Consider the following 25,483-nt stretch of genomic DNA (forward strand, 5'->3'; position numbering starts at 1 on the left):
TAAACCGTACCAACTTATCCTAATCTATTTATAAAGTATGCCATATATTAAGCGGATCACCAATTTATAATATAGCTTCACCGCCCAAAACTGGCGGCGTGCGGCCAGTTCCTGTAACAGGCGTGTCCGCAATGGCAACGCCTTATTCTTATTAATTTTTGCATTTGCTTCCGGAAACCAGGCTAGCCATCTTTGGTATTGTTCCTTTTTATCCGAAATCAGTAAGGGCAACTTAATATTAAGTTTTAAAAAATCCAGATGATCCCCAATTTCTGTTGCAAACTTACTGTTTCTTAAAACCCGGTCCACCTCATTGATATTTGCCGTCACCTCCATAATATGCCGATCGGAATAGGTTTTCGTTAATGAGTTGGTATTCGATTGGCCATAGTGGTACAAATGTTTATCAAGATACGTAACAGATCGGGCATGTACAAACAATTTCATCATGACCAGAAGATCCTCTCCCATGTTCATACCGGGCTGAAAGCGAATCTGCTTTTCCTCATATAAAGAGCGGCGCACCAAGAAGAGCCATAAGTTCCAGCGCATCGTCCCCGCTAGCATCTGTTGTACCGCATCCCATGCATCGCGAAAAGCAGGCTGTTTCATTTTCCGTTCGTTTTGTTGGAAGGTTAAGAACCAGTTAAAGCCGACGATATCCGCATCGGCTTTTTTTGCGGCAGCAGCCATTAAGGCAATTGCTTCCGGTTCAATATGATCGTCTGCGTCAACATTATACACATAGATACCTGTCGCATTGTCCAACCCTGTGTTTCGGGCGCTCGCTACACCTTGGTTTTGGGCATGGCTAACGATTTTGATTGTAGGAGACGGTTTGTCTTCCATTGATTCGGCAAAGTGTTGCAGCAACGCCAAGCTACCGTCGGTACTACAATCGTTGATAAAAATAAATTCCAGGTTAGGATAGGTCTGTGACCGTAGTGCTTCCAAGCAGACGTGCAGCGTTTGTTCTGCATTATATACTGGTATAATAACCGACACCAACTCCTCTCTCATGATCCCGTTACTTTATTTAATAATTTATCCACGATCTCCAGATTCCGGCTGTTAAATTTCCGGACAAATAAGGCATCCGATGCCATCAGTATATCGAAATCTTTATTTTCCCAGTCCCAAATCTGATTGGCTTTCCATCTAATCATCCGCATGCATCCGTTTCCTTCATTGTTAAGGTCATATACACTGTCCCGAAACGGTGAATGCCAGCACAGTGTCTGTATAAATATTTCGTCACTACAGAAGGTGTTCTTATACGTATGCAGCACTTTTGCTTTTTCCGAAAGTATATAGGTTACGAAATCATGGGTTACACTAACCCATTGGGTGCCTTTCTTAAATTCGATGTGTTGATTCCGCTTCATTCCAAAGAGATCCTGCAGCCTGAGGTATACGTACCGTAACAAGCGTCGGCTAAAACCAAAAAAGCCTTTATGATCCCGAAAATCTCGAGGAAAGAGGTGGTAACGCTGTACTTTTCGCTCTATTTGAGCGTTTATATCTCCTTTACTAAATCCAATAAATTCCTTTCCTTGTTGTTTATCGCAGAAAGCATGAATCTCATCCTGCGACTTCAATGGCATATCTACCCCAGACAGGAGGTGATAGTATGTATACCCACCATTTTTAGCAGCCCATTCAAACAGCAAGAACTCTGCTTCTACGACGGAAACATCTCCCCACCGTACATCGATGCGGTCGGATAAAATCGACAAACCCGCATGCGCTGTTTTCAACTCGGGCAGCACGCTGGTCTTGCGGTCCACATGGATATAGATATCATTCCGCGGATCATCCAACGCCTTGACAAGGCGCTCCAATATCGGAAATTCGTTGTGTGCAAGGATAAGATAAGCATGTTTCATAGGGCCACTCCAATATGTTTAAGAATACGATCCACGACCTGCAGATCTGTACTGCTGAATTTGCGTGCAAATAGATAGTCCGACTGCAGCAAAAAATCAAGATCATCACTCGTTAGCGTCCTTGGATTACTTCCAATAAATTCATTATAGAGCATATGCTCCACGCCAACGAGCGTAAACGATTTCTTATCCTGTTCAAGCAGATAAGGCACAAAAAATTCGTCTCCACACAGCGACCATTTAAATCGTTGATTCACCTCCGTTTTTCTTTTCAAGATAAAGGCAACGGCGGCGGGTGTCAAGCTCACCCAATTGTTCGCTTTCAGGGTGACATTAAGCTTCCTTTTTTGGATATGGAAGATGTATTGGAGCTTGAGCAGGATATGCCATAAAAAGTTTGCACTTTTTTGAAGCCACGGTCTTCCGTAGCGGAAATACCTCAACAAGAAATGATACCGCTCCAGCTTCATATTAATTTCGTAACCGTTGGTATAGAGCAAGCTTAAGACCTCTTTACCTTCGTAATCTGCAAAACAGGCATGGATCTCATCTTGATTTTTCAAGGGGAGGTGTGTACCCGACAGGAGATGAAAGCGTGTATACTTTTCCGGACTGTAATACGCCATTTCAAACAAGGCGTATTCACATTCTATTTGGGATATGTGCCCCCAGCGCACATCGATTCGATCAGCAACAAAGAATATCTTCGCTTTCTGCGCCGCTACATGCGGCAGTTGACTTACCTTTTTATCAATATGCAGGTAAATGTCATTGCGTTCATCATCTAGCGCTTCGATCAATTTCTGAAGAACTTCAAACTCATGGTGTGCTATGATCAAATAAGCATGCTTCATTCCCTAATTATTTTTTAGCATTCGGTAAACGGACCTAGCCGCCTCGACGGCAGCTTTACCTATCACTGTACGGTATACCTTGGATAGCATGTGCATGTTTGGGTTCACCCGCCCCTGTCTTTTCAACGCTATCGGCAATTGGTCGTAGTGCCGCCACCAAAGATCAAATGCAACGGTAAACGTATTCCATGGTTTAGCTCCAGTGTAATGGATATTACCCTTTCGTTGTACATCCTGCCAGTCCTGTTCCGTGTAGTATGTTAAGAAAAAGCGTTTATATTGCGGCAACAAAAAGGTGCGAATACTATTCCAGTAGGGCGGAAGTCCGACTATTTTACCGCGACAGAGCTGGTTCAGCACATCCTGATCCGGGAACTCCAGTCCTTCTACCTTGGCTGCTTCCAAAAATTGAGGCACCATATTATCCCGTCTAAGGGCAGCAAGATTCATGAGGAGTAAGCCTGAGTTGATGTAGCTTCCCGGCAAACAGCCCACGGCTTTCATGTGTTCGTGCTGAAAATCAAGCGTCGCTTCAAATACACCGGCCAGGTAGTTGTCCGCCAAATCCGTGGTGTGGTACAATTCGGCCAGATTGCTCTGAAAGACCATATCACAATCAATATAAAGCACCTTATCATACTTGGGCAATAGTGTAGGTAATAGTAAGCGGTACGAAGCAGCTATGGTGTATTTCTCGTCGACGTAAATATCTTGGAGTTTGCCTGCTAGGCTAATAAAAGTAAATTGACACTTTTGTCCACCCAGTTCGATTAACAGATTCTGCTGTTCTTTCGGCAAGTCTTCCGTCAGCAGACAGATAAAGTGAAATTTGTCGTCATCCCCGGAATGTTGTAGCACAGATAATATGCAGGTGGCTACCGGCACCAAATAATTTGGTGTAAAGGCAACAACAATGGGGGTTTGCGATAATATATCTTTGCGATCAGTCATTCTACAGATTCATCTTTGAGCAGATAATTAATACCTTGTTAAATCAAGATTATATTGTTCAAGAAAATAAGTATGACATTTTTTTACAAAAATATCATTCCTCTTATTTAGCGTGTTTTCAACCCATAAATTAGTGTCCTGTGAACCTGGGATCACGTACAGAAGTTTCTTCGTATTCGTAGGCACAACATATTTTATTCTGCAACTATTTAAATATGTACAGAACCATAGCCATACATCATCCGCCTTAGGGGCCAACTCTAAGAATTTATCTTTATTTAAAACTTCTTTATTTATACTATTTTTTCGATACAAAACCCCTCCTACCCCTTCAGCATACAGAAGTTCATTTTCTCCTCTGCTACGAAACGAGCAATGCGTCCAGCTATCATAGGGTTGAATGGTATTATTTACCACTTTAACCTGTACAGCCTTAAATGCAAACACATCATATTCTCTATGCCTCATCGCATGTAATAAATCCTTCAACCAATTTTCATAGTAAACTACGTCATCATCACAAATCAGAATATCTTTTGCCCCCCCATACTGCTGAAAAGAATAAAAATATTTACTGTGACAGCCCAAATCAACTTCCATTTCAATCATTTCCACAAGCCCCTTCCCTAGCTCATACTTCAACCATGAATCATCATTTCGCTCAACGAGATTTCGAAACCCACGTGGTACATAAATTAGAATCTTTTCTGGCAATACGGTTCCAGCTAAGATTGAAAGTACCGTATATTCGAAAACCTTCAAACGCGGTTCGAAAGTGGTCATTGAAACATATAAACCTGCACTTCTTTCTTTATTGATATATTTTTTCAAAATATCCCGCTTTCTATTTTTTATATTTTCAAAAGTGCCTGGAATATACTGTCTGATATGACTACCTATACTGTTCTTAAAATATCGAATTAGTGGAAAAGACATATGTATTGTATTTGATTAAACTCGTGTGATAATTCAAAGCGCTAAAAAAACAAAGTTAAGGCTTGTCAGCAAGAAATTGATAGAGTTTTTCATACTCAGCAGCTGCATTCGTCCAAGAAAATTGTTTTGCCCACTCACTTATTTTTACAGAGTCAGCAGGTGTTCCTAAAATCAATGGCAGATCATTTAAAGCGAAATGCCTGAGGTATTCTTCCTCTTCATTTTCTAAATAAAATGCGAGCTCTCCACCTATTTCGGGAAGAGATGTATGTTTAGATAGAAGTGTCTTTTTCCCAAATCGCATTGCTTCGATCACCGGGAGTCCAAATCCTTCGGCGAATGAAGGAAAGGCAAATAACGCGCAGTCACGCATGTATCTAAATTTATCTTCATCCGATACTGGTCCGGTAAAACATACTCGATTTTCCAAATGCAATGTCTTTACTATATCCAAAATAGATGCGTAGTAATCGTGATCCTGAACAAAGCCACTAATTATTAACTTTAAATCATTCCCTATAAGGAGATAAGGTAAAACATGAATATTCTTTTTTCTAGCAATTACACCGATTGAGTAGATATAGGTATCTCGCTTCACGATCGAAGTCTCTTGTAAACTCGAAATCAATTCGTCATTTACAGAACAGCCATTGTATATGACTTGAATTTCTTTACCGTTTAATATGCAATGCTTTTCAATATCACTTTTAACATAATTCGAAATAGCAACTATAGACGATGCACGGTCTATATTTTGCTGTAGAATTGTTAAAAAATGGGGAATTTCTGCTTCCGATTTTTCTTTTAGGAAATTCAGATCGTGAATGGTTAATAAAATTTTAGTCTTACTTTCTAATGGTAGAAGATCAGTCAGCTGATAGGTAATATGCCATATATCGGTTTTGTAGAAGAAGCGACGAAAGTATTTGTATACCCGATAAGAGATTACTTTTGAAGGCTCAGGAAGTCTAAATATATTATTGTTATTCATTAGCAGGAATAAGAAGTTATACTTTTCCCCGAACCCTTTTAATAGAGAAAGTCCAAGATTCTTACAATAATGGAAATGACCATTAAACGGATTACCTGTTAGGCCAGCTTCTATAATTACATTTGGTCGTCTCATATCAGATTTAAACAATAAATATTACTTAATAAGAATTTTCGCCGCGCCTCCTATTACTGTTGCACGTGGTTCAAGTACGGATTTTACAACTATTGCCCCCGCTCCAATTTTGACCCCGTCGGCAATAGTAATTCCTCCTAAGATTTGAGCGCCTTGTCCAATATCGACATTATCGCCGATGTTAGGTGCATCATCCGGAAAAACACCTTTGCTTCCCAAGCAACAATTCCCATGGATGGTACAGTTTTTTCCAATACGGGTTTTTGGATTTATCAGAATAGAACCATAATGGTATATCTTCAGACCGGAACCAAAGCAACCTGCTGGAATAAAAAAGCCCAATTTATAACCGAGCCGATTCTTCTTACGCTGATAATAATACCTAAGCAACTTATTTGGCTTGTGAAAGGTATAATATTCCTCTTTGCGCAAAGTCTTCACATACTTCCGCAGCCAATACTGCTCGGTCTGCAATAGCCAATCCATTAGATACCCCTTTGAAAAAAAAGGGAAGTAATCCATTCGATCGGCATTGCAATATGTGGAATACGGTGTACTCATCGTTAGTAAGTAGTTAAAACATGTTTTAAATTATGTAATGCTTTCTCATCGTAATACGCCATCTTGTGCAGTGTCGTTTGGGCGAAAACTTGTTCATAAGAGATATCTTCCAATTGTCCATTTACTTTTGTCTGGATGAGATGCGGAATAGTATCACTTACGATTTCGCACTGTTCATCCCTTAATTTATCGCTTATAAGCTCATTATACAATATTTGAAAGAAAAAATAGTCTACAATCTGATCTTGATATTTCCAATAATGCAGTAGTAAATCCAACAATTTGGTGATTACTAGGTTTTCTTTTTTTGCAAAAACAATACTATTTAAAACCTTTACTTTAAATTGAGGTTTCCATCCCCAATAATACGCATACGTACTTTCCCAATAGGATTTGTTTTTGACCTCAGCCGATCGTTGAAACATAAAGTACGGTAACGCTGCAAACTTTTGAGGCAGTGGTCCAGTCATCAAGATTGTGGCATCCAACCATACCCCTCCATAAACGTGGAGTAAAGCCAAACGTAATAGATCCGAAAAAAAAGTACGATTAAAGGCCGGGGTATCTCTTTTCTGCCAGATAAATTCCGGGAAATCAATGTACTCTTGAATGGAATGATCGTCCAGACGTATAACCTGATAATCCCCTTTATATTTATCGACGGAATCAAAGCAGATCTGAACAATTTCAGGCAGTTCAAGCGTATGACCTCCCTGACCCCAATATTGCCAAATAATTTTGTTCTCGGGTAGTTCCTTTTTCGGTCGCAATACCAGACGCTCTACATTTCCCTTATCGTATGCGTCAATAATTGGTTTCCAAAACTGTACTACTTCTTGATGAGCGCGCAGTATCTTTCGTTCTCGGAAGTATTTCCAAAACTGCTTAATTAGCGGCAAAGTGACAAACAGCTCTTTTATTGTCCTATCCGATCTAACTATTTTATTTTTTTCTACGTTTTGGCTCGAGTTCATCATTTGTTTTCTTGTTCGATCTTTCCTTTTTGCAAAATCAAAGAAGCTAATGCACTTTCTTTAACTCCGTATAACTGACCTTATTTACTGATATCTCTTGAAAACCTAAATATAAAAATCCATTCATAAATAGTAGCGATATATTTATTTACGTTGACGAAGTCCACTGTCGATACTTTTCTTTCAGGGGAAAAGGCGCAGCCTTTAAGAGTCCTTTTTGAATATCTTTCAAAGAGTTATTAAGACCAGCCTTATCCTTATGCTCATCGAACAAAACCTTCCACCCTTCACCTTCCGTAAGCATTTGTTCAAAATGCTCAAAACCATCATAAAATGGGATATCCACCGAACTGAAGTAATCGTGAAATTTGAATCCGTCCGTATCGATATATCCCTTTTTTATCCATAATGCAGGAACTTCATATGCATGTGCTACAATGACGCCGTGTAAAGAGGTAGACAATATATATTCACAACTACTGATCTCATTGACTACTTTTTCTATATCTCGGGTGCGTAAATCAATGATATGGTATTGGCTTCCATAATGCTCTATAAAGTAATCTACTTCTTTCCAGTGCGGAATCAACCCCAATTTGTGTACTTTCTGAACAGTTGGTTTCATCCACAAAGGCAAAAGTAAAGCTGGATCACCGTAGATCCCACATGCTGCATATCCCTCAGTTTGAAGTTTTTCATCTGTTAATCTTCCTCGTACTGCCAAAGTTGTGCCTCCTCTGAATTGTTCGTGTGCGTTCATAAAACCAGCGCCCCATACTGTTGCATTTTTGGGAAGCCAGCTAATAATTGAGCCTATACAGGCCAAAACAGACTGCCAAGGAAACAAAATCGTGTGAAATGCTTTAAAATTCCATTCCTTTATACTGTTTAAGACAATTGCCCGCCTATCGGCGATTGATAAATTCACATCTTTATATTGCGTCGGTCGCCCAGACAACTCCTCGACCAACACCGGGTTTAACGCATCCCCAAAATTGTCTTCGTCCCAGTAGATTAAATTTATTTTCTTCATAGGTTTTTAAAAAGTCTTATTCTCCAGTTTTATTAAGGCGTAACTTTTTATAAAACAAATCCTTAATAATCGCTTTCTCCGTACTGTTCATTGCCAGTGTATACACCAAAAAGGAGACCGACAGCAACGTAAAGATAATGATTAATAGCAACCGCCATATCGGATCCGTCACAAAAAAATACGGAACTAACGGAAGTATCGGCGCCAGTACCAACACCGTAGCACACTTCACAACTACTTGGTTCATATATCCCCTCAATGACAAGTCAATCATAGGTCGAATTAATACAACGCGGAGTACTTGACCTAAAATCGTGATCACCAAATGAACGACAAAAACCGACTCCGGCGCGTAACCAAGCCAAAGAAACAGGTAACTCACCGGAACCACTAACAATAAGAGCGTACCCAAAGTTGCCTGATACCGCTTTATCTTTCCTGTCGCTTTAGCAGAAAAAATCAATGGATTTGCTAAGCTATCCACAAGAGAAATACACATCATAATGCGAACAAAATTAATGGTATGCTCGGGAACGATCTTCAGCCACCAGGTTAGCAGATTCTGCGCTTCCAGGAAAACGGGCAAGGATAACATCAGCAGTAAAAAGAAAGAAAATTTAGAACTTGCATAGATAAGCTTATGCATATAGACTAAGTCTTTCACGGCATAGCTCTTAATAATCTGCGGATTTAACGCAGTCTGAAAACCGCCTATAAAGCGTGTCACAACGCCCTGAACTTGCGTAGCTATCCCCCGGGCCGCATTTACCGGGGCACCGAAAAACATATTTAATAAAATATTAACCCCCTGGGTAAACATCAACACGGCCGAATCGCCAAACATACTCCAGCCGGCAAAGGAACTCATTTCCTTCGCTGCCGCCTTGTTCCAACGAAACGCACCCCGTACCTCTGCGAAATTCCGAAAACAGTAAATCCAGGTAATGAACTGCATGAGCAACTGCGTGCAAAGCAATAATACGGCATAGATTTTCAATTTATCAAAATCTATTTCTTGAAGCAGGAAGACGATAGCCAATTTTAGAGAGATATCCAGAATTGAAAAATAAGCAAAGACACTCATCTTCTCATGCGCGATAATCGCTGCGCTATAAGGCACATTTATAATTGAAAAAAAAATGGTGATCACCGAAGCATGAAATACCCATAGGGCAGCCTCCATACGTTCGTCGGGAATATTCAGCTGTGTCTGCATAAACCAAGTTCCAACAGGTTCAGCCACAACACAGATCAGCAAAGCGAGCGCAATATGAATAATTAGTGCAGTACTGAAAATACTGCGCTGTCTATCGATATCTTTGTGTCCTAATTCGAAGGTAATAAAGCGGCTTGTCGACGAAGACATAGCCGAATTCAGTATTCCAAACATCGCAACGACTCCCCCTACGACGTTTAATATACCAAAGTCTTCTACCCCTAATACGTTAAGAATTACGCGGGAGGTGTAGAGTCCCACCAGCATGCTAAAAAACATCTGCACGTAGAGCGCTAAGGTGTTTTTCGCAATGCGTGTTGTATTGTTGGTATCAGACATCGCTCCTATTTCCCAAACTCCGCTTCCAACATCCTGCGCAATCCCTGCTCCATGGTGTACGGCGGCACAAAACCTGAAGACATTGCTTTTGTTGAATCAAACTGGGTTACCGCACAAAATTTCTTCACTCGTACGGAACTGATATTTAATTTTTTGCGGCTCACAAATGCCAATACGTCAAAGCCGTATCCGCCCATTAAGCCCAACCAATAGGGGATGCGAACTGTAGGAATTGGTTTATTTAGTATTTCGCCCGTATGGTAGACCAGATCGTTGGTGGTAAAATCAGGCTTATCCACATAGTTATATACCTCATAACCTCCCTTTTGATCGTGGATCAAAAAAACAAGGAATGCCACGATATTACGGATGTACGACATCGATTTTTGATTGTCGCCCTTTCCAATCATCATAAATTTACCTGTGGCGATCTGATTTAAGAGATTAAAAACATTTCCGCGGTTGTCTTCTCCAAAGATTACGGTTGGTCGCACGATACGGATCTGCCAATCGGCATGGCTTTTATACCATTCCTGCAGCACCTGCTCGGCCTGCCATTTACTCTTTCCGTAATGGTTGAATGGATCGACCGGTGTATTTTCATTAGGGTTATCCTTATCTAGGCCGTAGACGGCTACCGAACTGGTAAATACGATGTTTTTAATCCCATTGGCATCCATCGCTTCAAGCGTATTGCGCATCCCTTGCACATTCACATCATAATATAACGACGTTGGCTTCACATCATCGCGGTGCTCTGCAGCCAGCAGCACGACCACATCCACGTCAGCCAACAAGCTGGTCAACGCTTCCTTATCCAATACATCAGCTATATGCGTAATATCCGCATATCGAGCACTTTGCTGCTTGTCAATATTGATGGTACTTGTGCCCAGCTCTTCCTGAAGAGAAGCGATCAGTTTTGTACCTACAAAACCAGATCCCCCAATGATGCCAATTTTCATACGGTAAAATATAACCTAAGATGTAATAATTCCTATTTGTTGCCCTGTTTTGCTAATGCTGCAACAGAAGGTTTGAACGCCTTTTCTTCAGTAGTAACATGCTTGCGATGGGCAATTTTATCCAAGGTCGCATGAAATAAACCCCAGAAAATCAAATCCAATGCTAGCACAATATTATTGCTGATATAATGCACCGTCACAGCGTTAAAGATACAAAAAAATGCGGCAAGCAAAATAATTGTTAACATCGCTTTCTGATGGTTCATTCCCATATCAAGCAATTTATGGTGTATATGGTTACGATCCGGCATAAAGAGACGATTGCCTGCTCTAAACCGTACCCACATCACACGCGCTACATCCAATACCGGCACTAATAAAACCGTAAAGCCAACCACAATAGCACCTTCCGAAAAAGGCTGAACACCCGGATTGTTCATTGCGTAGCTCACCGAAAGGAAAGCCATCGAAAAGCCAAGTGTAAGACTTCCCGAGTCACCCATAAAGATCTTACGTTTCTTTTTGGATACGCCATATACATTATACAGGAAAAAAGGAATCAGCACACCGGCGGTAATAAATGCAAATAAAGCATGCAACCAGGCGCAGTGGGCGGCAAACAAGCTACCCAACACCAAGCTACCTACCGTAACCAAACCTGAACACAGTCCATCAATACCGTCGATCAGATTAACCGCATTGATAATCAACACCGTTGCAAAAATCGTTAGTGGGATACCCACCCATGCCGGTAAATAGGTAATAAATAAGACGCCGTACATATCGTTGATCCATACACCTGACAGCGGAAGAAAAGATGCGACCAATATTTGAACAAAGAATTTGAACTTGTGGTTCACGCCAATGAGATCATCGGTAAGGCCTAATACAAAAAGAATCACCAATCCGCACACTAATCCCATAATCATGGGGTATACTTCGTATGTATCAATCTGAAGATCCAATAAATCTTGTTTATAACATAGGATGAGCGATAGTACCATCAATACGCACTGAATAGGCACAAATGTCGCTCCGCCTAAACGGGACACTAATACCTGATGCGATTTACGCGGGTCAATTGGATCGAACAAGCGCTTACGGTAGCTGATCAGGAGAATGTAAGGGATTAGCAAGCGTCCTAAATAGAAGGCAACCCCAAATGCGAACAGAACAACCATTAATTTCATAATATCTTTTATTTAACTGTTATCTCAAAAAAACAACCCGAATTAAGTAGAAAAACAGCAATATTTGCCTTGTAACTCTTTAACTCTGAGCTACAAAAATAAGTCAACTGTCTCCCCTTACAGCAGGTTTCGAGCTGTTTAATTGTATTTGTAGCGATACCTCCACAAACGAACTACATTTTACTTCTCATCCGCACTTATCGTAATAGTAGCTACCTCGCAGCGGAAGAAATTTTGTAGCTTTGTTCATTATGGAAGTTCATTTATCACTTAAATTCAACCTCAAATGGTTATAGCCGTTGATTTTGATGGAACGATTGTGGAACACCGGTACCCACGGATCGGAAAACCCATTCCTTTCGCCATCGAAACACTCCAAAAACTACATGCCGATCGCCATCTATTGATTTTGTGGACGGTTAGGGAAGGCGAACTGTTGCAGGAAGCAATTGATTACTGTGCATCAAAAGGGCTACACTTTTACGCCCATAATGCCAATTTTCCGGAAGAAAACCGATTGGATGCCCCGCGAAAGTTGACCGCTGATATCTTCATCGATGACAGGAATCTGGGCGGATTGGTGGATTGGGAAGTTATGTACCAAGTGATTACGGCACTACGTAAGGGCAGTACTATTGCACCTATGTATAATGTGGAGGAAGGAGGCAATGTTCAGCGCCGCAAACAGAAGAAAGGTTTTCTGGCCAGTTTATTTAAATCATAGTAGCGAATCATATGAGAATCACTCCGGTTTATCCTACCCCGCGAATCTGGGTATTGCTCTTTTTAACCTCATTTGCGATAGCAACTTCTTGTGGATCACCTCCGCAAACTAAAAAAAACAACGAAGCAACCGAGAAGATCCCTTCGCGCTCGGCACTAGACGTACAGATTGATACGTATTGGGATCGGTTTGATTTCAGCGACAGCAGTTGGGTGGTCCATGTAGATACGGCCGAACAGGCTTTGGTGGATTACCTGTATCTTTTACAGCAAGCTTCTGCACAAAAAGCAGATAGCGCCATGCGGAGCCTGTTAGCCCGAGCCAAAAGAAACCCCAAGATATTTGATTTTTTTAACACCACCTATCAGCGGTACCTTTATGATCCCAATTCGCCGATGCGCAATGAAAAATTATATGAATCGGTGCTGGGCTTCGGGATTGATTCGACCGACATCGCCGCACATGAAAAAGACCGCCTGCAAGCGAAGCTCAGATTGATCCGGAGGAATAATCCCGGCGAAAAAGCAGAAAACTTTTCTTATCAGACAAGGTCAGGATCTCCCCACAAACTGTATGATCTACAGGCTACCCATTTGTTATTACTTTTTTACGAACCGGGCTGTGCCAGTTGTGAGGAGACGATTGAAACCCTTAAGCAGATGCCAGCCATTACCGAGGCCATTCAACGTGGGAGTCTTAATATCCTTGCTATCTACGCCACCGGAAATCTAGAGGTATGGCAAAAACATCAAAATACTATTCCCGACTCTTGGATTGATGGCATCGACACAGAGCAGGCGATTCTTGGAAATAACCTTTATGATTTGAAAGCTTCGCCAACGATGTATTTATTAGATCACAATAAGAAAGTCATCTTAAAAGACGCTCCACTAGGTCAGGTTATGCAATACCTACAGGGAAGGTAAGCCACTCCTCGTTTACATTCCCTTTTAGAAAGTCGCTACGCGTGTTGCAATCGCACCCATATCCAAACCGACAGCCTGCTCTAAGGCATCCGTTGCAAATCGCAGGGAATTCAATAGGTATCCTTTACTCGCCACGAGCTCCGGTTTGTCCACCACATGCACAGCAGCTTTCGTAGCAAATTCAGCGGTAAAACAGGCGATCAGATCGGCATAATAGGCCCCTCCACCGCATAAATACAGTCGTTTTGCGATCTGCAGACTTTTGTCGTTCAAGACCGACTGAAGGGCGGGAGACACTACTTCTTCATAATATGTTTCCAGTGCTTGTTTTCGGATTGCACGAAGATCGATCAATTTACTGTTGATGTAAATATACCCCTCTTGAAAAGCTTCGTCCAACTGCTGTAGATTGTCGAGTCGCACATCGTAGTCCTTTTCCAATTGGGAGCGCACTAGATTTACTGCGCGATGCAAACCGGGTATGCTCGATGTTGCACTTGTCACTACGCCATTGTCCGTACTTAAGCCAGTCTCCACTGTACCAAATCCCAGGCTCAGCACCGCAAAAGATCCACTTACCTGGTCAGGCCCCTTACGAAGTGCAATCATACAACTTACAATCATCGGAAGCACCTCCACGCGTGCGATATTAATTTCTACGATTTCGACCTCGTCTATTTCAGCATCGTTATTACTCAGTTCCACAACATGTTTCCCCATCAATTGCGCAGAAGCCGACTCTTTGTAGGTGTGATACGTATTACTCGGAAAGCCCAACGTAACCACAAGCGGACTTACTGTTTGGCGAGTCGCCAAAATGGGAGCGGCCAGCACAACGAGCTGATGAACTAAATCGCTCGCATGTGCGTTTGTGTCATCTACTTGTTCAGCGACCTCAGGTTGTATTAGATTTCCTTGCTTTAGATTTGGTCGTCCTTTCATACCATTCAATAGCGGCATTGGAGCAGAAGCCGGAAACATTACACTAGGCGCTTGAAGCAGACTAGAAAAAGATTGGATATCGTACATTTTGTCTTAATTATTAGAAATTAACCTCGATTTGAAGCTGAAGCCGTCACGATTTACATCCACCCATACCAAGGTATCGTTTGCACTTCGGTCCATCCGAGATTGCTCGACGACAAACTATGTTTTTCATTCGGGTTAAATACCAAGCTCAAAGGTACCACCCAAAAACAACAAAAAACCTACCCCAATGGGTGGTTTTTTTCGAAACCAAAATGATCGGTCATGTGTGGCAACGCGCACATGATTATGAGCGAGTAAGATCATTCACTATGGAAAATGGATTGAAAATGGTATTTGTCCTAGAAAACACTGATCGAGCAGTGAATTGGATCACACTGAACCGAAATATTATTTCGCAAAACGTAATCGCACCAGTAACATCTCCCAATACTATCAGTGCATAAAGAGATCGTAGTGTAATACACAGAATACACTTCTAACAGGTTTAAGCAGCGATTATTGTGTATTTTCGGTGTGAGATCCTCCCCCTTAAACATCAAATACGAGATTATGTCGTCCATTTACAGCTTATACTTTGCGCCAAACAGGAGTAAAAAGTCGGCAATGTACATTGTGCCCGTCGCATTGTGCGAGTAGTTTGTTGTAAACAGACCATACATTAGCAAAAACAGACGTCTGTATGCGGAAAAGTCAGTACACTTTGCGATAAACTGTAGACTGTTTGCCGATTTTGCAGTATTGTATGGGTTAGACGTACCTATGTAAGTCCATTTCACGTATACAAGTACCTACATGTCACTTCAGTTTTTGACAAAACGACGTAATAATCTCGCATTGTATAGTCTGTAAATGACGAACTATAACCTGTTTATGGCAATGTATATGTACAAAATGGGTTATATTTTCGACAGAAGAATATTTATTAACCATACGACTTACGCGTTATAAGGATTTCCATATTTGCGACAGACTAAACTGGTTTCCTCTGCTTTTCTCCTGACCAATAGGCCACATGATAGCTGGAAAATTTTATAAATTATGTTACGAATTGGACAGAGACTTCCATCATTGGGCTATGAAGATTTATCCGAATATAAGATTACCAACCGAAGAAGAAAGAAAGTATTAATTGAAAATTTTCACAACAAACCTACCAAGTAGAAGCCTTTATAACAGAAGGTCAAGCAATTTAGGTATCAAACAAATTAGGGAAATTTATATCAATCATCTTAAAGAAGAGATTCTTGAATTAAGAAATAAGGTTGAATCATTAACTAAATAATAACTCGCAGAACCTATGGGCTGTTTTGTGAATGGTAAAAAATAATGCGTAAATTTGTGGAATGACAACGTTAACGGTAAATATAGACAACGATAAAGATCTCCCCGTATTGAAGGAAATCCTGAATCGTTTTGGCTTGCGCTATAAGATAGACAAGCAGGCCGGATTGGACAAAGATGGTGAAAAGCTATATAAAAAACTGAAACAGTCCTTCGGCGAAATCAAGGAATGGGAAGCAGGAAACGTGAAATTGCAGAACGCCAAGGATGCTATTGCCGAAATTGAAGCGGAATTAGCCAATGACATTTGAGGTTGTTTTAACGTCGGGCTTCAAGAAAGACCTGAAACGGATTGCCAAAAAACACCGCCAAATCCTGAATGACATCAGGCAGCTAAGCGATGAATTGGCTGAAAAGCCAACGTTAGGGACTGATTTAGGCCAGAATGTTTACAAAATCCGGCTAGCTATATCAGGTACTGCCAAAGGCAAATCAGGTGGTGCGCGTGTGATTACCTATGTAAAAGTGGTCGGGCAAACAGTGGTCTTATCCGAAATTTACTTAAAGAATGAATATGATACCGTCGATGCAGATGCCGTTATACAGCGGTTGATAGATGAAGGTGTTATTTAATGAAGTGTTGGATTTGGTGGATAAATTATCCAACTCCGTTAGCGTCGGTATAAGCAAATCCCTGGGGCGTGGACTTTGTCCCGTGCTTAACTAATAATAGTTGCGATCGGTGCTGATCTTTTCAACTCCTTTTTTGGTAAAGATGGATACACTTTCTAACATCTGCCCGTCGGCTGCCGAGCGTACTTCACCTTGTAGAGTCCGCCCCGACTGCGTCCGGGCTTCACTAAACAACACATAGAAACATAACGTAAATACACAGCAGATTGCTGATCGCCTGCTTAACAACATTCCGCTGCGTCGCGATGAGGCTACCGTTAAGCTACCAAATGCATGTAAATTATCAAAGGCATTCCGGTACAGAGTCGCTGGCTTGTTACTAACTTCTTGGTATCGGGTTGGTAGCTTTTTAGTAAGTCTTTGGTAAGTCTAGGGTATACTTTTGGTAAGTAACCCGTATACTAACAGTAGCTTTTTGGTATATCGACCATAGGTAAACCGTATTTTTTTTTTGAGCTTTGTTCTAACCAAGTTCTGCCTTGCGTCCTCCTTTCTACCACCTTTGTTCTGCATTTCCGGCTTGGCGCTCTGATCATTGTCTGATCGCGCTCCGATCGCCATCGGAGCACGAAGCCGGCGCGAAGCCGTACTGAAGCCGTGGCGATCGGAGGCAGGGCGAACTTGGTAGGTATCAGGTAGGGTGTTGTCCCGAGACTGCTCCTCACTTAGTGGGCTGATTCTTGCGGATAATGTTGCATTGCTATTTGTCAATCCTTTAACTCGGGGGCAAAGAATAAGCAACGAAACACCAACCAAAAGGCAAATAAACGGCAAGCGAAGTCCCTATAAGGTGCAACCAATGTCAAAGGTATCTCGGTCCTTCGGATTTTGATCGCATGTTTAATGGCTCTCTATTTGACACGATCGAAGACTTCCACAATCATTAAAGAGGGGGATAAAGAGGGGAATAGCTTTTCTATCAATCAACAAGCAATATTAAAAGCTATAACGGTAAATCCAAGAATCACTCTGCCAGAATTATCTGCAATTGTAGGCATTAACGAATCAAACATACAAAAGAATGTTAAGAAACTACGCGATGTTGGAAAAATAAGTCGTGTTGGACCAGCAAGAGGAGGCTATTGGAAAATTATTGATTGACACCATGATAACTTTATTCCAAATAAAGAACTTCTTGACATTTGGCTCCATTGAGGCAATGCAACTAGATTTCCTACTGACTTTCTCCTGACCAATAGGCCACCATCTTCGGCCATTATATTAGGATTCTCTTAGTATTATCTTAGTCGTATCTTAGGGCTGACCAAGAAAAGGTAAGCCAATCCTAAGTCAAAAGTGAGGCAGGGGGAATGCACCGGGCGAACAACCTTCGAACAACTTCCGAAGAAAGGGCGAAGATAGTCCGAAGAAAACTAGGTCTGTATAGTCACCTATAATTAGCTATCACCCTGTTACAATGAGCGAAGTCTGCGTCAACGTTAAAAAAATAAATACCTGTTTTTTATATTCAATCATTGTTGTAGCACAAATTAGTATACATTTGCGCCACTTAACTTAATGAAATGAAAATTTATTTCGCGCAAGACTGTAAGCAATTCGGCCCCATAGAGATTAATGAATTAAATCCATCTATTTTAACACCAGATACACAGGTGTGGTATCAAGGATTATCTTCATGGCGAGAGGCGAGTTCGGTTGAAATTTTGAATGAATACTTTGAAATACAAAAATCCTTGCAACCTATTGAACCCGTGCACCATAAAACTAAATTCAGCTTTAGTAAGTTTTTAAGATTTCAACTTCAACAAAAAAAACCGTCTTGGTGAGAGACGGTTTTAGGATATAAAACAATTTTAGTTACTTTTTCTTTTTACCAAGCAGCTTCTTCCGTAAGCGTTCGCGTAAGGAGACGGGCCCATTGTCACCGTAGCCATACCCGTAACCGTAACCATAACCGTAGCCACGTGCAAAGTCGACGTCGTTAATTACTACGGCCATATTCTTCAGCTTGCCATCCTCGTACAATTCTTTTGGCACATTTAGCAAACGTTTATCTAAGTAGTTGGCACGTGCCACATAGATAGTCATATCGGCATTATCGGCGATCAATAGTGTATCCGTTACCAAGCTGACTGGAGCGGTATCCACGATCACGTAATCGTAGTGCTCTCTACCGTACTTGATTACATCATCAAAATGCCCGTTCATTAAGAGCTCTGCGGGATTAGGTGCTATATAACCCGAATAGATAATATCAAATTGATAAGGCGCCGGCTTTTCGATAATGATCTTATCCACATCCATATCCGGGTTAATCAGGTATTGGGTGATGCCTATATTGGTATGTTGCAAGTGCGATAGGCCAAGGTAATCCAATACTTTTGGAGAGCGGATATCCGCGCCAATTAAGAGCACTTTCTTACCTGACATCGATAGTATGCGAGAAAGATTTGTCGACACAAATGATTTACCCTCTCCTGAGGTGGTTGAAGTTACGAATATAACAGCCGAGTCCTTCTTGGTGCCCAGCATAAAAGCTAGGTTAGTTCGAAGTATTCGGAAAGCTTCCGCTAGCGAAGAACGGTCATTGTCTTGTATAATCGGATCTTCGGAAGTAGGTACCTCACCCAAAATTGGAGCTGCAAATTTCTCTTCAATATCCTTACGTGAATGGATCTTATTATCCAACAGGAATTTAACATATAAGATCGCAAAAGGAATTAAAAACCCTATAATCAATGCCCCCAATAAAATAATCGATTTCCTCGGCGATACTGGGATATTGGCCCCATAAGCGGAATCTATTACCTTCATAATCGCCGGTGTAGCCGAGGCTTGGATTTCAGTTTCTTCACGCTTTTGCAACAGAAATAAATAGAGCGATTCGACAATTTGCTGTTGACGCGAAATATCCTTAAAGCCACGCTCTTGGTTCGGCAACTGATTTAGCTTACCCTGAAACTTTTTCCGTTGGCTTTCTAATACAGATACATTAGATTGTAACACCTGTCGATAATTGTCCAAAGAGTTTTGCAGAGAGCGATTTAGTTCTTGTAAATTATCATTTAAATTTTGTACCACTGGATTATCTGGTGTGGCAGATTTTAAAAGATCATCTCGTTCCAACATTAGTTGGTTATAACTTTGAATATTCGCTTGTATGGAAGGATCTGTTAATCCCAAATTAGATGGCAAAAGGGTTTTTATACCGTTGTCGATAGTTCCCTTCATCATGTCCGCTAACTGAAGCTGCGTTTGGTACTCGATCTGCTTTCGCTCGTTTTCGGACGCACTTTGCATATAAAGCTCAGCCTCAGAACTCATATCTACCAAGTTATGACTATCTTTGTAGTCGGCGACTTTAGAATCCGCAGAAGCCAAATCGCTAGAGATCAACTCCAATCGAGAGTTGATAAAATCTGATGTTGTGCGCGTTATCCGAGTCTTATCCTCTGTTACATCTTTATTGTACTGCTCAATGAGCGAATTTAGAATTAAGGTTGCTTTGGCCTTGTTAGTATGACTAATCGAAAAATTCACCACCAAAGATTGATTTTCCTTATTGGGGGAGATTTGTATTGCGGAGAGCAGTTCGTCGATTGTCTTTTCAACGGTCTTAAAGTTAACTATTAATTCTTCATCCCAATTGTTTTCTCGATTTTCAATAAAAGTTATGGGTCCTATAGGAGATTGTATACGTTGCCCTAAAACAAAGTCACGAATACCGCCTTCCTCATCTTTAATTTTAAATTTGCCCTTTGAATCGGTTACGACAAAAGAATAGGAAACTGAATCCAGTCTAGGGTGGTGGGGCTCTAATATGACAAGTTTAATAGGAGACTTACTTTCAATTAACTCCGTGGATTTTATCCTACCCTTATTGAAATAAGTTATATTTAAGCGATTGCTTTCAACCACATTTCGCAGTATACGGCGGGACTTCATTACGTCAATTTGGTCTGTTACAAAAGCCGATGTAGCTCCGCCGCCGCCCGTTAAACTCGCTAGCTCTGACAACCCTGCTAAATCCCCGGAGGCTTTTTTTTCATCTTGCAATAAAATCTTGGCGGTCACATTATAAATACGTTCAGCATAACGTAAATAAGCAAAAGCGAATGTTAAACAAATTAAAACGGATAGGACAAACCATTTCCAGTAATAAGCATATTGCTCGACTACTTGCTTAAGGTTGAATTCTTGATCCTCAACCTTTAAGTTTTTATTTTCTTTCATAATACTTACTCTCTTCGCCTAGTTACGCACTAACACTGCAATTACGGAAATAATTACCCCAGCAATAGATACGAATACTGAAGTGTTCTGTGTATATCGTGAAGACTGGATACGTGCACCATTCGGCTCAACATAGATGACATCGTTCTGTGCTAAATAATAAGCAGGCGAATTTAGCGCATCACGTTTGGTCAGGTCTACCCGATACTCTTGTTTCACACCATTCTGCTCACGAACTACTAATACATTACTTCTAACACCATTTATAGTTAAGTCTCCTGCCATACCTAAAGCTTCTAATAACGTTATGCGATCGTTATTGATCGGAAAGGTACCTGGGTTACGTACCTCGCCCAAAATTGTTATACGGAAATTTCTAATTTCTATACTTACTCCAGGATCAACCACATATTTCGACACCTCCTCGCGTAGGTAATCTATAGCTTCTGTCCGCGTTTTACCGCCTAATTTTACTTTACCAAGTTTAGGAAAGTCGATCTCGCCTTTCACATCCAGCGCATAGGTCGGAATAAATGGGTTTGCTGCCTGAACATTCCCTGCTCCTCCTTGATATGGAGAAACCTGATTAAATGGTAGCGTTGCCCTTACATCATCAGCAGTTACAGATATCGTCAATATATCCCCCGCCTGTAATTTGGGGGCATTCAGCTCATAGCTCGTATGCAGTGCAGTGGAATCCGGCTGAAAATAAACCAGATCCTTCCGGCTCGCACAGGAATTCATAAGTAGTATTCCAACTACGAAAAGTGCCAAGAAGGCGTTACGTAAATATTGAGGCATATAGTACAAATTAAGTTATTCGGTGAGCAGTACAAAAATCTCTCCAAAAATTTCAGTTTAATCTATTGCAAAAATACCGTTTTCAAATTAGAAATAACAAAGTTTTTCAAAACAAAATGAAAACAACCCTGGTGACTAGTGATTAGTAAACGGTGACTGGTGCTTTGCATTTCCTAACACCAAACTCCTAATCACTAGTCACAACTCTATTTACAAAGAAATCTACCGGCCAAGTATAATCATCATTTTTAGCATTGTCAATCCCATAATCTGCAAAGACCAACAACTCACTGTTCGCTTCCAATGCCCTAAATGCTGTACCATATCCAACTGGAACATGCAAAACCTGCTGATCTGTTGCTTTTATTATTTCTTGCTCGACTGCCAAATCCGTAGATGGTGCTTCCCAATTATCAATCTGTACTAAGTCGACGGAGAATGATCCTGACAGTACATAAAACCAGCGTTGTTCGATTCGGTGTGCCCTCCACCCCCGTACTGTTTCTAGATCAGCATTCTTTATAATGTAAAACCGCTTTACCAAAGACATATCAAAATCATTGACAAAACGAATTGAACCGCGATGGTCTGTGGCTATGCCTCCTTGTATTTTTTCTATCATATCTGTTATTTGTGACTGGGGACTAGTGATTCGTGACTGGTAAGATTATCTACCGTCTATTAATTTCTGCTTTTTAGATACGTAATGAGACCGTTAATCATTTTACCAATACTATTGATTTCGTTGATAATTTCCAACTGCTTTTTTTGTGCTATATAACCCAAGTTCATGCTGATAATCAGCTGGGTTTCTACTTCCATAGCACTTCCCAGTGCTATATATAAAAACTGTGTAAATTCCTTTTTTGACTGTCGTGCAGCCCCTTCTGCTATATTGCTCGGTATCGAGACGGCTCCTCTTCGTATTTGATTAGTTAAGCCATACATTTCTTCCTTTGGAAAATCTTTGGTCAATTCGTAAATAATCGTAACCAAGTCAATACTCTTCTTCCAAACATCAAGGTCTTTGTGTGTTTTCATAATGTTATAATTAGTGTCAAAATTCCTAATATAAGCATATTAGTCACTAGTCTCCAATAACCAATTACTAGTTACCGGCTACATATTTCCTCAACACATAACCCTTGGTCATCAAATATATGACACTAAGAATGACGAGTAACGAAACAGAAAAGATCAATTGAAAACTCAATGATTTCTCGGCTACATGGATAACCGCGACACCAATTCCAAACTGTAATGCCCCGTACAAGAAAGACACCAATAGTTTGTGCACTCCAGCTTCATTGCCCAGATATTGGTACAGATGTGAGCGATGTGCCTGAAAGATATTCTCCCCTTTAGAAAGTCTCCTCACGATTGTCCAGACGGTATCTACACCATATACGGTCAGGAAGAGCATATAAATGAGATTTTGTGTCGTGAGAATCAATGCCGCCAATGCAAATATCAAGATAAAAGCGATAGCAACAGAACCGACATCGCCTGCAAAACATTTAGCCTTGGTTCTAAAGTTAAAAAAAGCAAATACCAATACAGACAGCATGCTATAGATTAATAAATTCCGATCTATAAAGTCTATGTGATGGCTCACCAGCATCAACAATCCACCTACAGCCAGGCTATAGCAGGCAGTGATCCCATTGATGCCATCCATAAAGTTGTATGCATTGATAACCCCAATCACCACCACGAAAGTAATCGCCAAGTAATACCAAGGCATACCGAATACATCCAGTTCATACGCCATCAGTAATACCGATATTAGATGTACGAGCAGTCGGATCTTATTCGATAGGGTCATGATATCATCCGCAAAGCTGACCACCGTCATCAGCGTCAAGCCTAGGAAGAAATAAGGATAGGGAAAACCCAGTAGAACAAAATAAGCTAACACACCCACATAAAATATAATTCCGCCACCTCTTAAGGTAATGGAAGTGTGCGAACTGCGCTCATTTGGTTTGTCAATAATATTAAATCGATCTGCAACTCGGAAATACAATAACTCCGTCACAAAAAGAACTACAAAAATCACTAAATATATCATCACTTAATATTTATCTATCCCCTAACTTCTATATCCTAATCTCTAACCCCTGCAATCTAACTCCTAAAAGATCGAATCGTCTTTTCCAATCCTTCCTTCGCTGTCAAAGGCAGTTTTTCAATTCCTAAGGCAGATTTTATTTTAGAGTTTGACACAACGTAAGACTCCGTAAGTTTATTTAATCGTTCCGAGTTGATTGGCAATGGCAAGATATCCCCAATCTTAACACCTGTTTTGATAAGACCTGCTGGGATATTCCAAAGCTTCGCCTTCTTACCCAATGTATTCGAGATCAACGACACCAGCTCATTCGTGGATAAAACCTCATCATCTGCAAAATTATAAACACCAGAGAGAAGATCTCTTTTGAAAATCATAGAGTTGATTAGGAAACTTAAGTTATCGATACTTAGAAATGATCGGTCATTATGAAAGTCGGCTAAAGGCCATGGAAATCCCTTTTCCACAACCTTATAGAGCAGGTTTAGGTTTCCCTTATTTCCTGGCCCATGGATCATACACGGACGGAGAATAAATAATCGCTTGCCGTCTGGCAGCTTCTGGCTAAGTAGATACTCTTCCGCCTTCAGCTTTGATTTACCGTAGGGGGTGCATGGTTTACCAGCATAATCCTCTGTCAGCACCCCTTCAACCTTATCCGCTACCGCTTTGACGGACGAGAAATAAAAGAAATCCCTTATATCAGATTTCAAAAATTCTTCAAATAAATCAGTCGTTAAATCCGTGTTCACTTTGAAGTATTCCTCATCAGCAGACGTATTCGCCGTATCGTGCGCTTTTCCAGCTAAATGAACTATCCCATCAAACTGACCGTCGAGGTGATTATACCAATTTTGATTACGTAAAGAGAGCTTTCTAATCTCGTAACGTAGTTCTTTTAGATATATTTCTAGGTTTTGACCGACAAAACCCGAAGAGCCTGTAATTATTATAGCTGCCATTAAAACTGTTCCAAAGTTCTTGCATTCACTTTCCGTCGCCTACTATCGAAAATCCAACCCCACTTATTAAAATACGCCACTGCTGATTGAATAAAAATCTTAAACAATCTTTTATTTCTGTTAGCTCCCGATTCGTATCCATGATAAACTGAAACCTTAGGAAAATAGATAGTCCGATATTTTTCATTCATCCTCCTGGACAAGTCCCAATCCTCAAAGTACATAAAAAATCGATCATCATACATTCCCACTTCTCGGATAGCCGACATTCTAAATAAAGTAAAGCAACCAGACAAAACCGGAGCTTCGTAAATAAGATTATGGTCAACAAATCTCAGTTCATATTTATTGATAAATTTAGTATAATAACCAACAGGCTTTTTAAATTTACGCATCAACACATCAAAAGGTGAAGGCAACAATTTAGGGAGATGTTGAACAGACGCATCTAGATTCAAAATTTGTGGCATCATCATACCAATATCGTCGTGTTGATTTATATAATTCAGCATTCCCGATATTACATCTGTATCAAAATAAACATCCGGATTTATTACAAAGTGGAATTGGGAATTAATTTTCTGTGCCTCCTGGATAGCTATATTATGGCCCACCCCAAAACCGGGATTGGAAGGCATGTGGATATAAATAATTTTCTGATCCTTCTCGAAATACTCTTTCAAACGATTTGTTTGCGAATTGTCGACAATGAAAAGCTTAAACGCCATCTTTACATGGGAGAAAGATCTTTCAAGGCTATTGAGGTCCTTTTCAGATGTGTTGTATATTACTATTGATGCGGTAATCATA

Annotated in this window: 28 protein-coding genes; 6 read left to right on the top strand and 22 right to left on the bottom strand. The window is 40.7% G+C overall.

Annotation, left to right across the window (positions count from 1 at the left end):
• Positions 1 to 24: 24 nt before the first annotated feature.
• From FAZ19_RS23075 to FAZ19_RS23130, 12 genes are all read right to left on the bottom strand, one after another.
• Entirely contained in the window at positions 25 to 1,020 is a 996-nt protein-coding gene (locus FAZ19_RS23075; protein WP_136823140.1) for a glycosyltransferase family 2 protein, read from the bottom strand.
• Entirely contained in the window at positions 1,017 to 1,886 is an 870-nt protein-coding gene (locus tag FAZ19_RS23080) for a beta-1,6-N-acetylglucosaminyltransferase (protein ID WP_136823141.1), read from the bottom strand. The genes FAZ19_RS23075 and FAZ19_RS23080 overlap by 4 nt, the downstream gene beginning before the upstream one ends.
• Complete coding sequence (locus FAZ19_RS23085) at positions 1,883 to 2,740, bottom strand: beta-1,6-N-acetylglucosaminyltransferase (RefSeq protein ID WP_136823142.1); 858 nt, start codon at positions 2,738 to 2,740, stop codon at positions 1,883 to 1,885. Before FAZ19_RS23085 ends, FAZ19_RS23080 begins: the two co-directional genes overlap by 4 nt.
• Before the next feature lie 3 nt (positions 2,741 to 2,743).
• A complete protein-coding gene (locus FAZ19_RS23090; RefSeq protein ID WP_136823143.1) occupies positions 2,744 to 3,691 on the bottom strand; it encodes a glycosyltransferase family 8 protein in 948 nt (315 codons plus the stop codon).
• A gap of 27 nt (positions 3,692 to 3,718) precedes the next feature.
• Positions 3,719 to 4,627, bottom strand: a complete 909-nt coding sequence (locus FAZ19_RS23095; RefSeq protein ID WP_136823144.1) for a hypothetical protein — start codon at positions 4,625 to 4,627, stop codon at positions 3,719 to 3,721.
• A gap of 55 nt (positions 4,628 to 4,682) precedes the next feature.
• Positions 4,683 to 5,618, bottom strand: a complete 936-nt coding sequence (locus FAZ19_RS23100; RefSeq protein WP_169305758.1) for a glycosyltransferase family 4 protein — start codon at positions 5,616 to 5,618, stop codon at positions 4,683 to 4,685.
• 156 nt (positions 5,619 to 5,774) lie between these two features.
• Positions 5,775 to 6,314 (bottom strand): serine acetyltransferase, encoded by a 540-nt coding sequence (locus tag FAZ19_RS23105; RefSeq protein WP_136823146.1) that lies wholly within the window; start codon positions 6,312 to 6,314, stop codon positions 5,775 to 5,777.
• Between the two features lie 2 nt (positions 6,315 to 6,316).
• Positions 6,317 to 7,291 carry a capsular polysaccharide synthesis protein gene (locus FAZ19_RS23110; RefSeq protein WP_211245560.1) on the bottom strand — a complete coding sequence of 325 codons (975 nt, stop codon included), beginning with the start codon at positions 7,289 to 7,291 and terminating at the stop codon, positions 6,317 to 6,319.
• A 145-nt stretch (positions 7,292 to 7,436) separates the two neighbouring features.
• Entirely contained in the window at positions 7,437 to 8,321 is an 885-nt protein-coding gene (locus tag FAZ19_RS23115) for a polysaccharide pyruvyl transferase family protein (protein ID WP_136823147.1), read from the bottom strand.
• 16 nt (positions 8,322 to 8,337) lie between these two features.
• Complete coding sequence (locus tag FAZ19_RS23120; RefSeq protein ID WP_136823148.1) at positions 8,338 to 9,876, bottom strand: MATE family efflux transporter; 1,539 nt, start codon at positions 9,874 to 9,876, stop codon at positions 8,338 to 8,340.
• A 5-nt stretch (positions 9,877 to 9,881) separates the two neighbouring features.
• On the bottom strand, positions 9,882 to 10,841 hold the full coding sequence (locus FAZ19_RS23125) for an NAD-dependent epimerase/dehydratase family protein (RefSeq protein ID WP_136823149.1): 960 nt from the start codon (positions 10,839 to 10,841) through the stop codon (positions 9,882 to 9,884).
• A 32-nt stretch (positions 10,842 to 10,873) separates the two neighbouring features.
• On the bottom strand, positions 10,874 to 12,031 hold the full coding sequence (locus tag FAZ19_RS23130) for an MraY family glycosyltransferase (protein ID WP_136823150.1): 1,158 nt from the start codon (positions 12,029 to 12,031) through the stop codon (positions 10,874 to 10,876).
• 286 nt (positions 12,032 to 12,317) lie between these two features.
• Between FAZ19_RS23130 and FAZ19_RS23135 the strand changes: the two genes are divergently transcribed.
• Complete coding sequence (locus FAZ19_RS23135; RefSeq protein ID WP_136823151.1) at positions 12,318 to 12,755, top strand: BT0820 family HAD-type phosphatase; 438 nt, start codon at positions 12,318 to 12,320, stop codon at positions 12,753 to 12,755.
• A gap of 11 nt (positions 12,756 to 12,766) precedes the next feature.
• Positions 12,767 to 13,681, top strand: a complete 915-nt coding sequence (locus FAZ19_RS23140) for a DUF5106 domain-containing protein (RefSeq protein WP_136823152.1) — start codon at positions 12,767 to 12,769, stop codon at positions 13,679 to 13,681.
• A 24-nt stretch (positions 13,682 to 13,705) separates the two neighbouring features.
• Here the strand turns inward: FAZ19_RS23140 and FAZ19_RS23145 are convergent, their stop codons facing one another.
• Positions 13,706 to 14,710: a ParM/StbA family protein gene (locus FAZ19_RS23145; RefSeq protein WP_136823153.1), complete on the bottom strand. Its 1,005-nt coding sequence runs from the start codon at positions 14,708 to 14,710 to the stop codon at positions 13,706 to 13,708.
• Positions 14,711 to 16,014: 1,304 nt separating this feature from the next.
• On the opposite strand from FAZ19_RS23145, the gene FAZ19_RS23150 reads away from it, so the two are divergent.
• The gene (locus FAZ19_RS23150; protein WP_136823154.1) at positions 16,015 to 16,263 is read left to right on the top strand and encodes a hypothetical protein; all 249 of its coding nucleotides are present in this window, start codon (positions 16,015 to 16,017) and stop codon (positions 16,261 to 16,263) included.
• Positions 16,253 to 16,585: a type II toxin-antitoxin system RelE/ParE family toxin gene (locus FAZ19_RS23155; RefSeq protein ID WP_136823155.1), complete on the top strand. Its 333-nt coding sequence runs from the start codon at positions 16,253 to 16,255 to the stop codon at positions 16,583 to 16,585. Before FAZ19_RS23150 ends, FAZ19_RS23155 begins: the two co-directional genes overlap by 11 nt.
• Positions 16,586 to 16,675: 90 nt before the next feature.
• Here FAZ19_RS23155 and FAZ19_RS24030 read toward each other — a convergent pair whose 3' ends face one another.
• A complete protein-coding gene (locus FAZ19_RS24030; RefSeq protein WP_169305759.1) occupies positions 16,676 to 16,822 on the bottom strand; it encodes a hypothetical protein in 147 nt (48 codons plus the stop codon).
• Positions 16,823 to 17,014: 192 nt separating this feature from the next.
• The gene (locus tag FAZ19_RS23160) at positions 17,015 to 17,356 is read right to left on the bottom strand and encodes a hypothetical protein (RefSeq protein WP_136823156.1); all 342 of its coding nucleotides are present in this window, start codon (positions 17,354 to 17,356) and stop codon (positions 17,015 to 17,017) included.
• A gap of 144 nt (positions 17,357 to 17,500) precedes the next feature.
• Between FAZ19_RS23160 and FAZ19_RS23165 the strand changes: the two genes are divergently transcribed.
• On the top strand, positions 17,501 to 17,746 hold the full coding sequence (locus FAZ19_RS23165) for a winged helix-turn-helix domain-containing protein (protein ID WP_169305760.1): 246 nt from the start codon (positions 17,501 to 17,503) through the stop codon (positions 17,744 to 17,746).
• A gap of 422 nt (positions 17,747 to 18,168) precedes the next feature.
• Complete coding sequence (locus tag FAZ19_RS23170) at positions 18,169 to 18,432, top strand: DUF4339 domain-containing protein (protein ID WP_136823158.1); 264 nt, start codon at positions 18,169 to 18,171, stop codon at positions 18,430 to 18,432.
• Between the two features lie 31 nt (positions 18,433 to 18,463).
• On the opposite strand, the gene FAZ19_RS23175 is transcribed toward FAZ19_RS23170, so the two are convergent.
• The 7 genes from FAZ19_RS23175 to FAZ19_RS23205 form a co-directional block, all read right to left on the bottom strand.
• The gene (locus FAZ19_RS23175; RefSeq protein WP_136823159.1) at positions 18,464 to 20,839 is read right to left on the bottom strand and encodes a GumC family protein; all 2,376 of its coding nucleotides are present in this window, start codon (positions 20,837 to 20,839) and stop codon (positions 18,464 to 18,466) included.
• Positions 20,840 to 20,857: 18 nt separating this feature from the next.
• Positions 20,858 to 21,640 (bottom strand): polysaccharide biosynthesis/export family protein, encoded by a 783-nt coding sequence (locus FAZ19_RS23180; RefSeq protein WP_136823160.1) that lies wholly within the window; start codon positions 21,638 to 21,640, stop codon positions 20,858 to 20,860.
• Between the two features lie 187 nt (positions 21,641 to 21,827).
• A complete protein-coding gene (locus FAZ19_RS23185; RefSeq protein WP_136823161.1) occupies positions 21,828 to 22,262 on the bottom strand; it encodes a WxcM-like domain-containing protein in 435 nt (144 codons plus the stop codon).
• 59 nt (positions 22,263 to 22,321) lie between these two features.
• The gene (locus FAZ19_RS23190) at positions 22,322 to 22,681 is read right to left on the bottom strand and encodes a four helix bundle protein (RefSeq protein WP_136823162.1); all 360 of its coding nucleotides are present in this window, start codon (positions 22,679 to 22,681) and stop codon (positions 22,322 to 22,324) included.
• A 67-nt stretch (positions 22,682 to 22,748) separates the two neighbouring features.
• Entirely contained in the window at positions 22,749 to 23,711 is a 963-nt protein-coding gene (locus tag FAZ19_RS23195) for an MraY family glycosyltransferase (RefSeq protein ID WP_136823163.1), read from the bottom strand.
• Positions 23,712 to 23,767: 56 nt separating this feature from the next.
• On the bottom strand, positions 23,768 to 24,673 hold the full coding sequence (locus FAZ19_RS23200) for an NAD-dependent epimerase/dehydratase family protein (protein ID WP_136823164.1): 906 nt from the start codon (positions 24,671 to 24,673) through the stop codon (positions 23,768 to 23,770).
• A complete protein-coding gene (locus FAZ19_RS23205) occupies positions 24,673 to 25,482 on the bottom strand; it encodes a glycosyltransferase (RefSeq protein WP_136823165.1) in 810 nt (269 codons plus the stop codon). The genes FAZ19_RS23200 and FAZ19_RS23205 overlap by 1 nt, the downstream gene beginning before the upstream one ends.
• Between the last annotated feature and the right edge of the window lies 1 nt (position 25,483).

The sequence above is a fragment of the Sphingobacterium alkalisoli genome (assembly GCF_005049105.1).
GTDB lineage: Bacteria > Bacteroidota > Bacteroidia > Sphingobacteriales > Sphingobacteriaceae > Sphingobacterium > Sphingobacterium alkalisoli.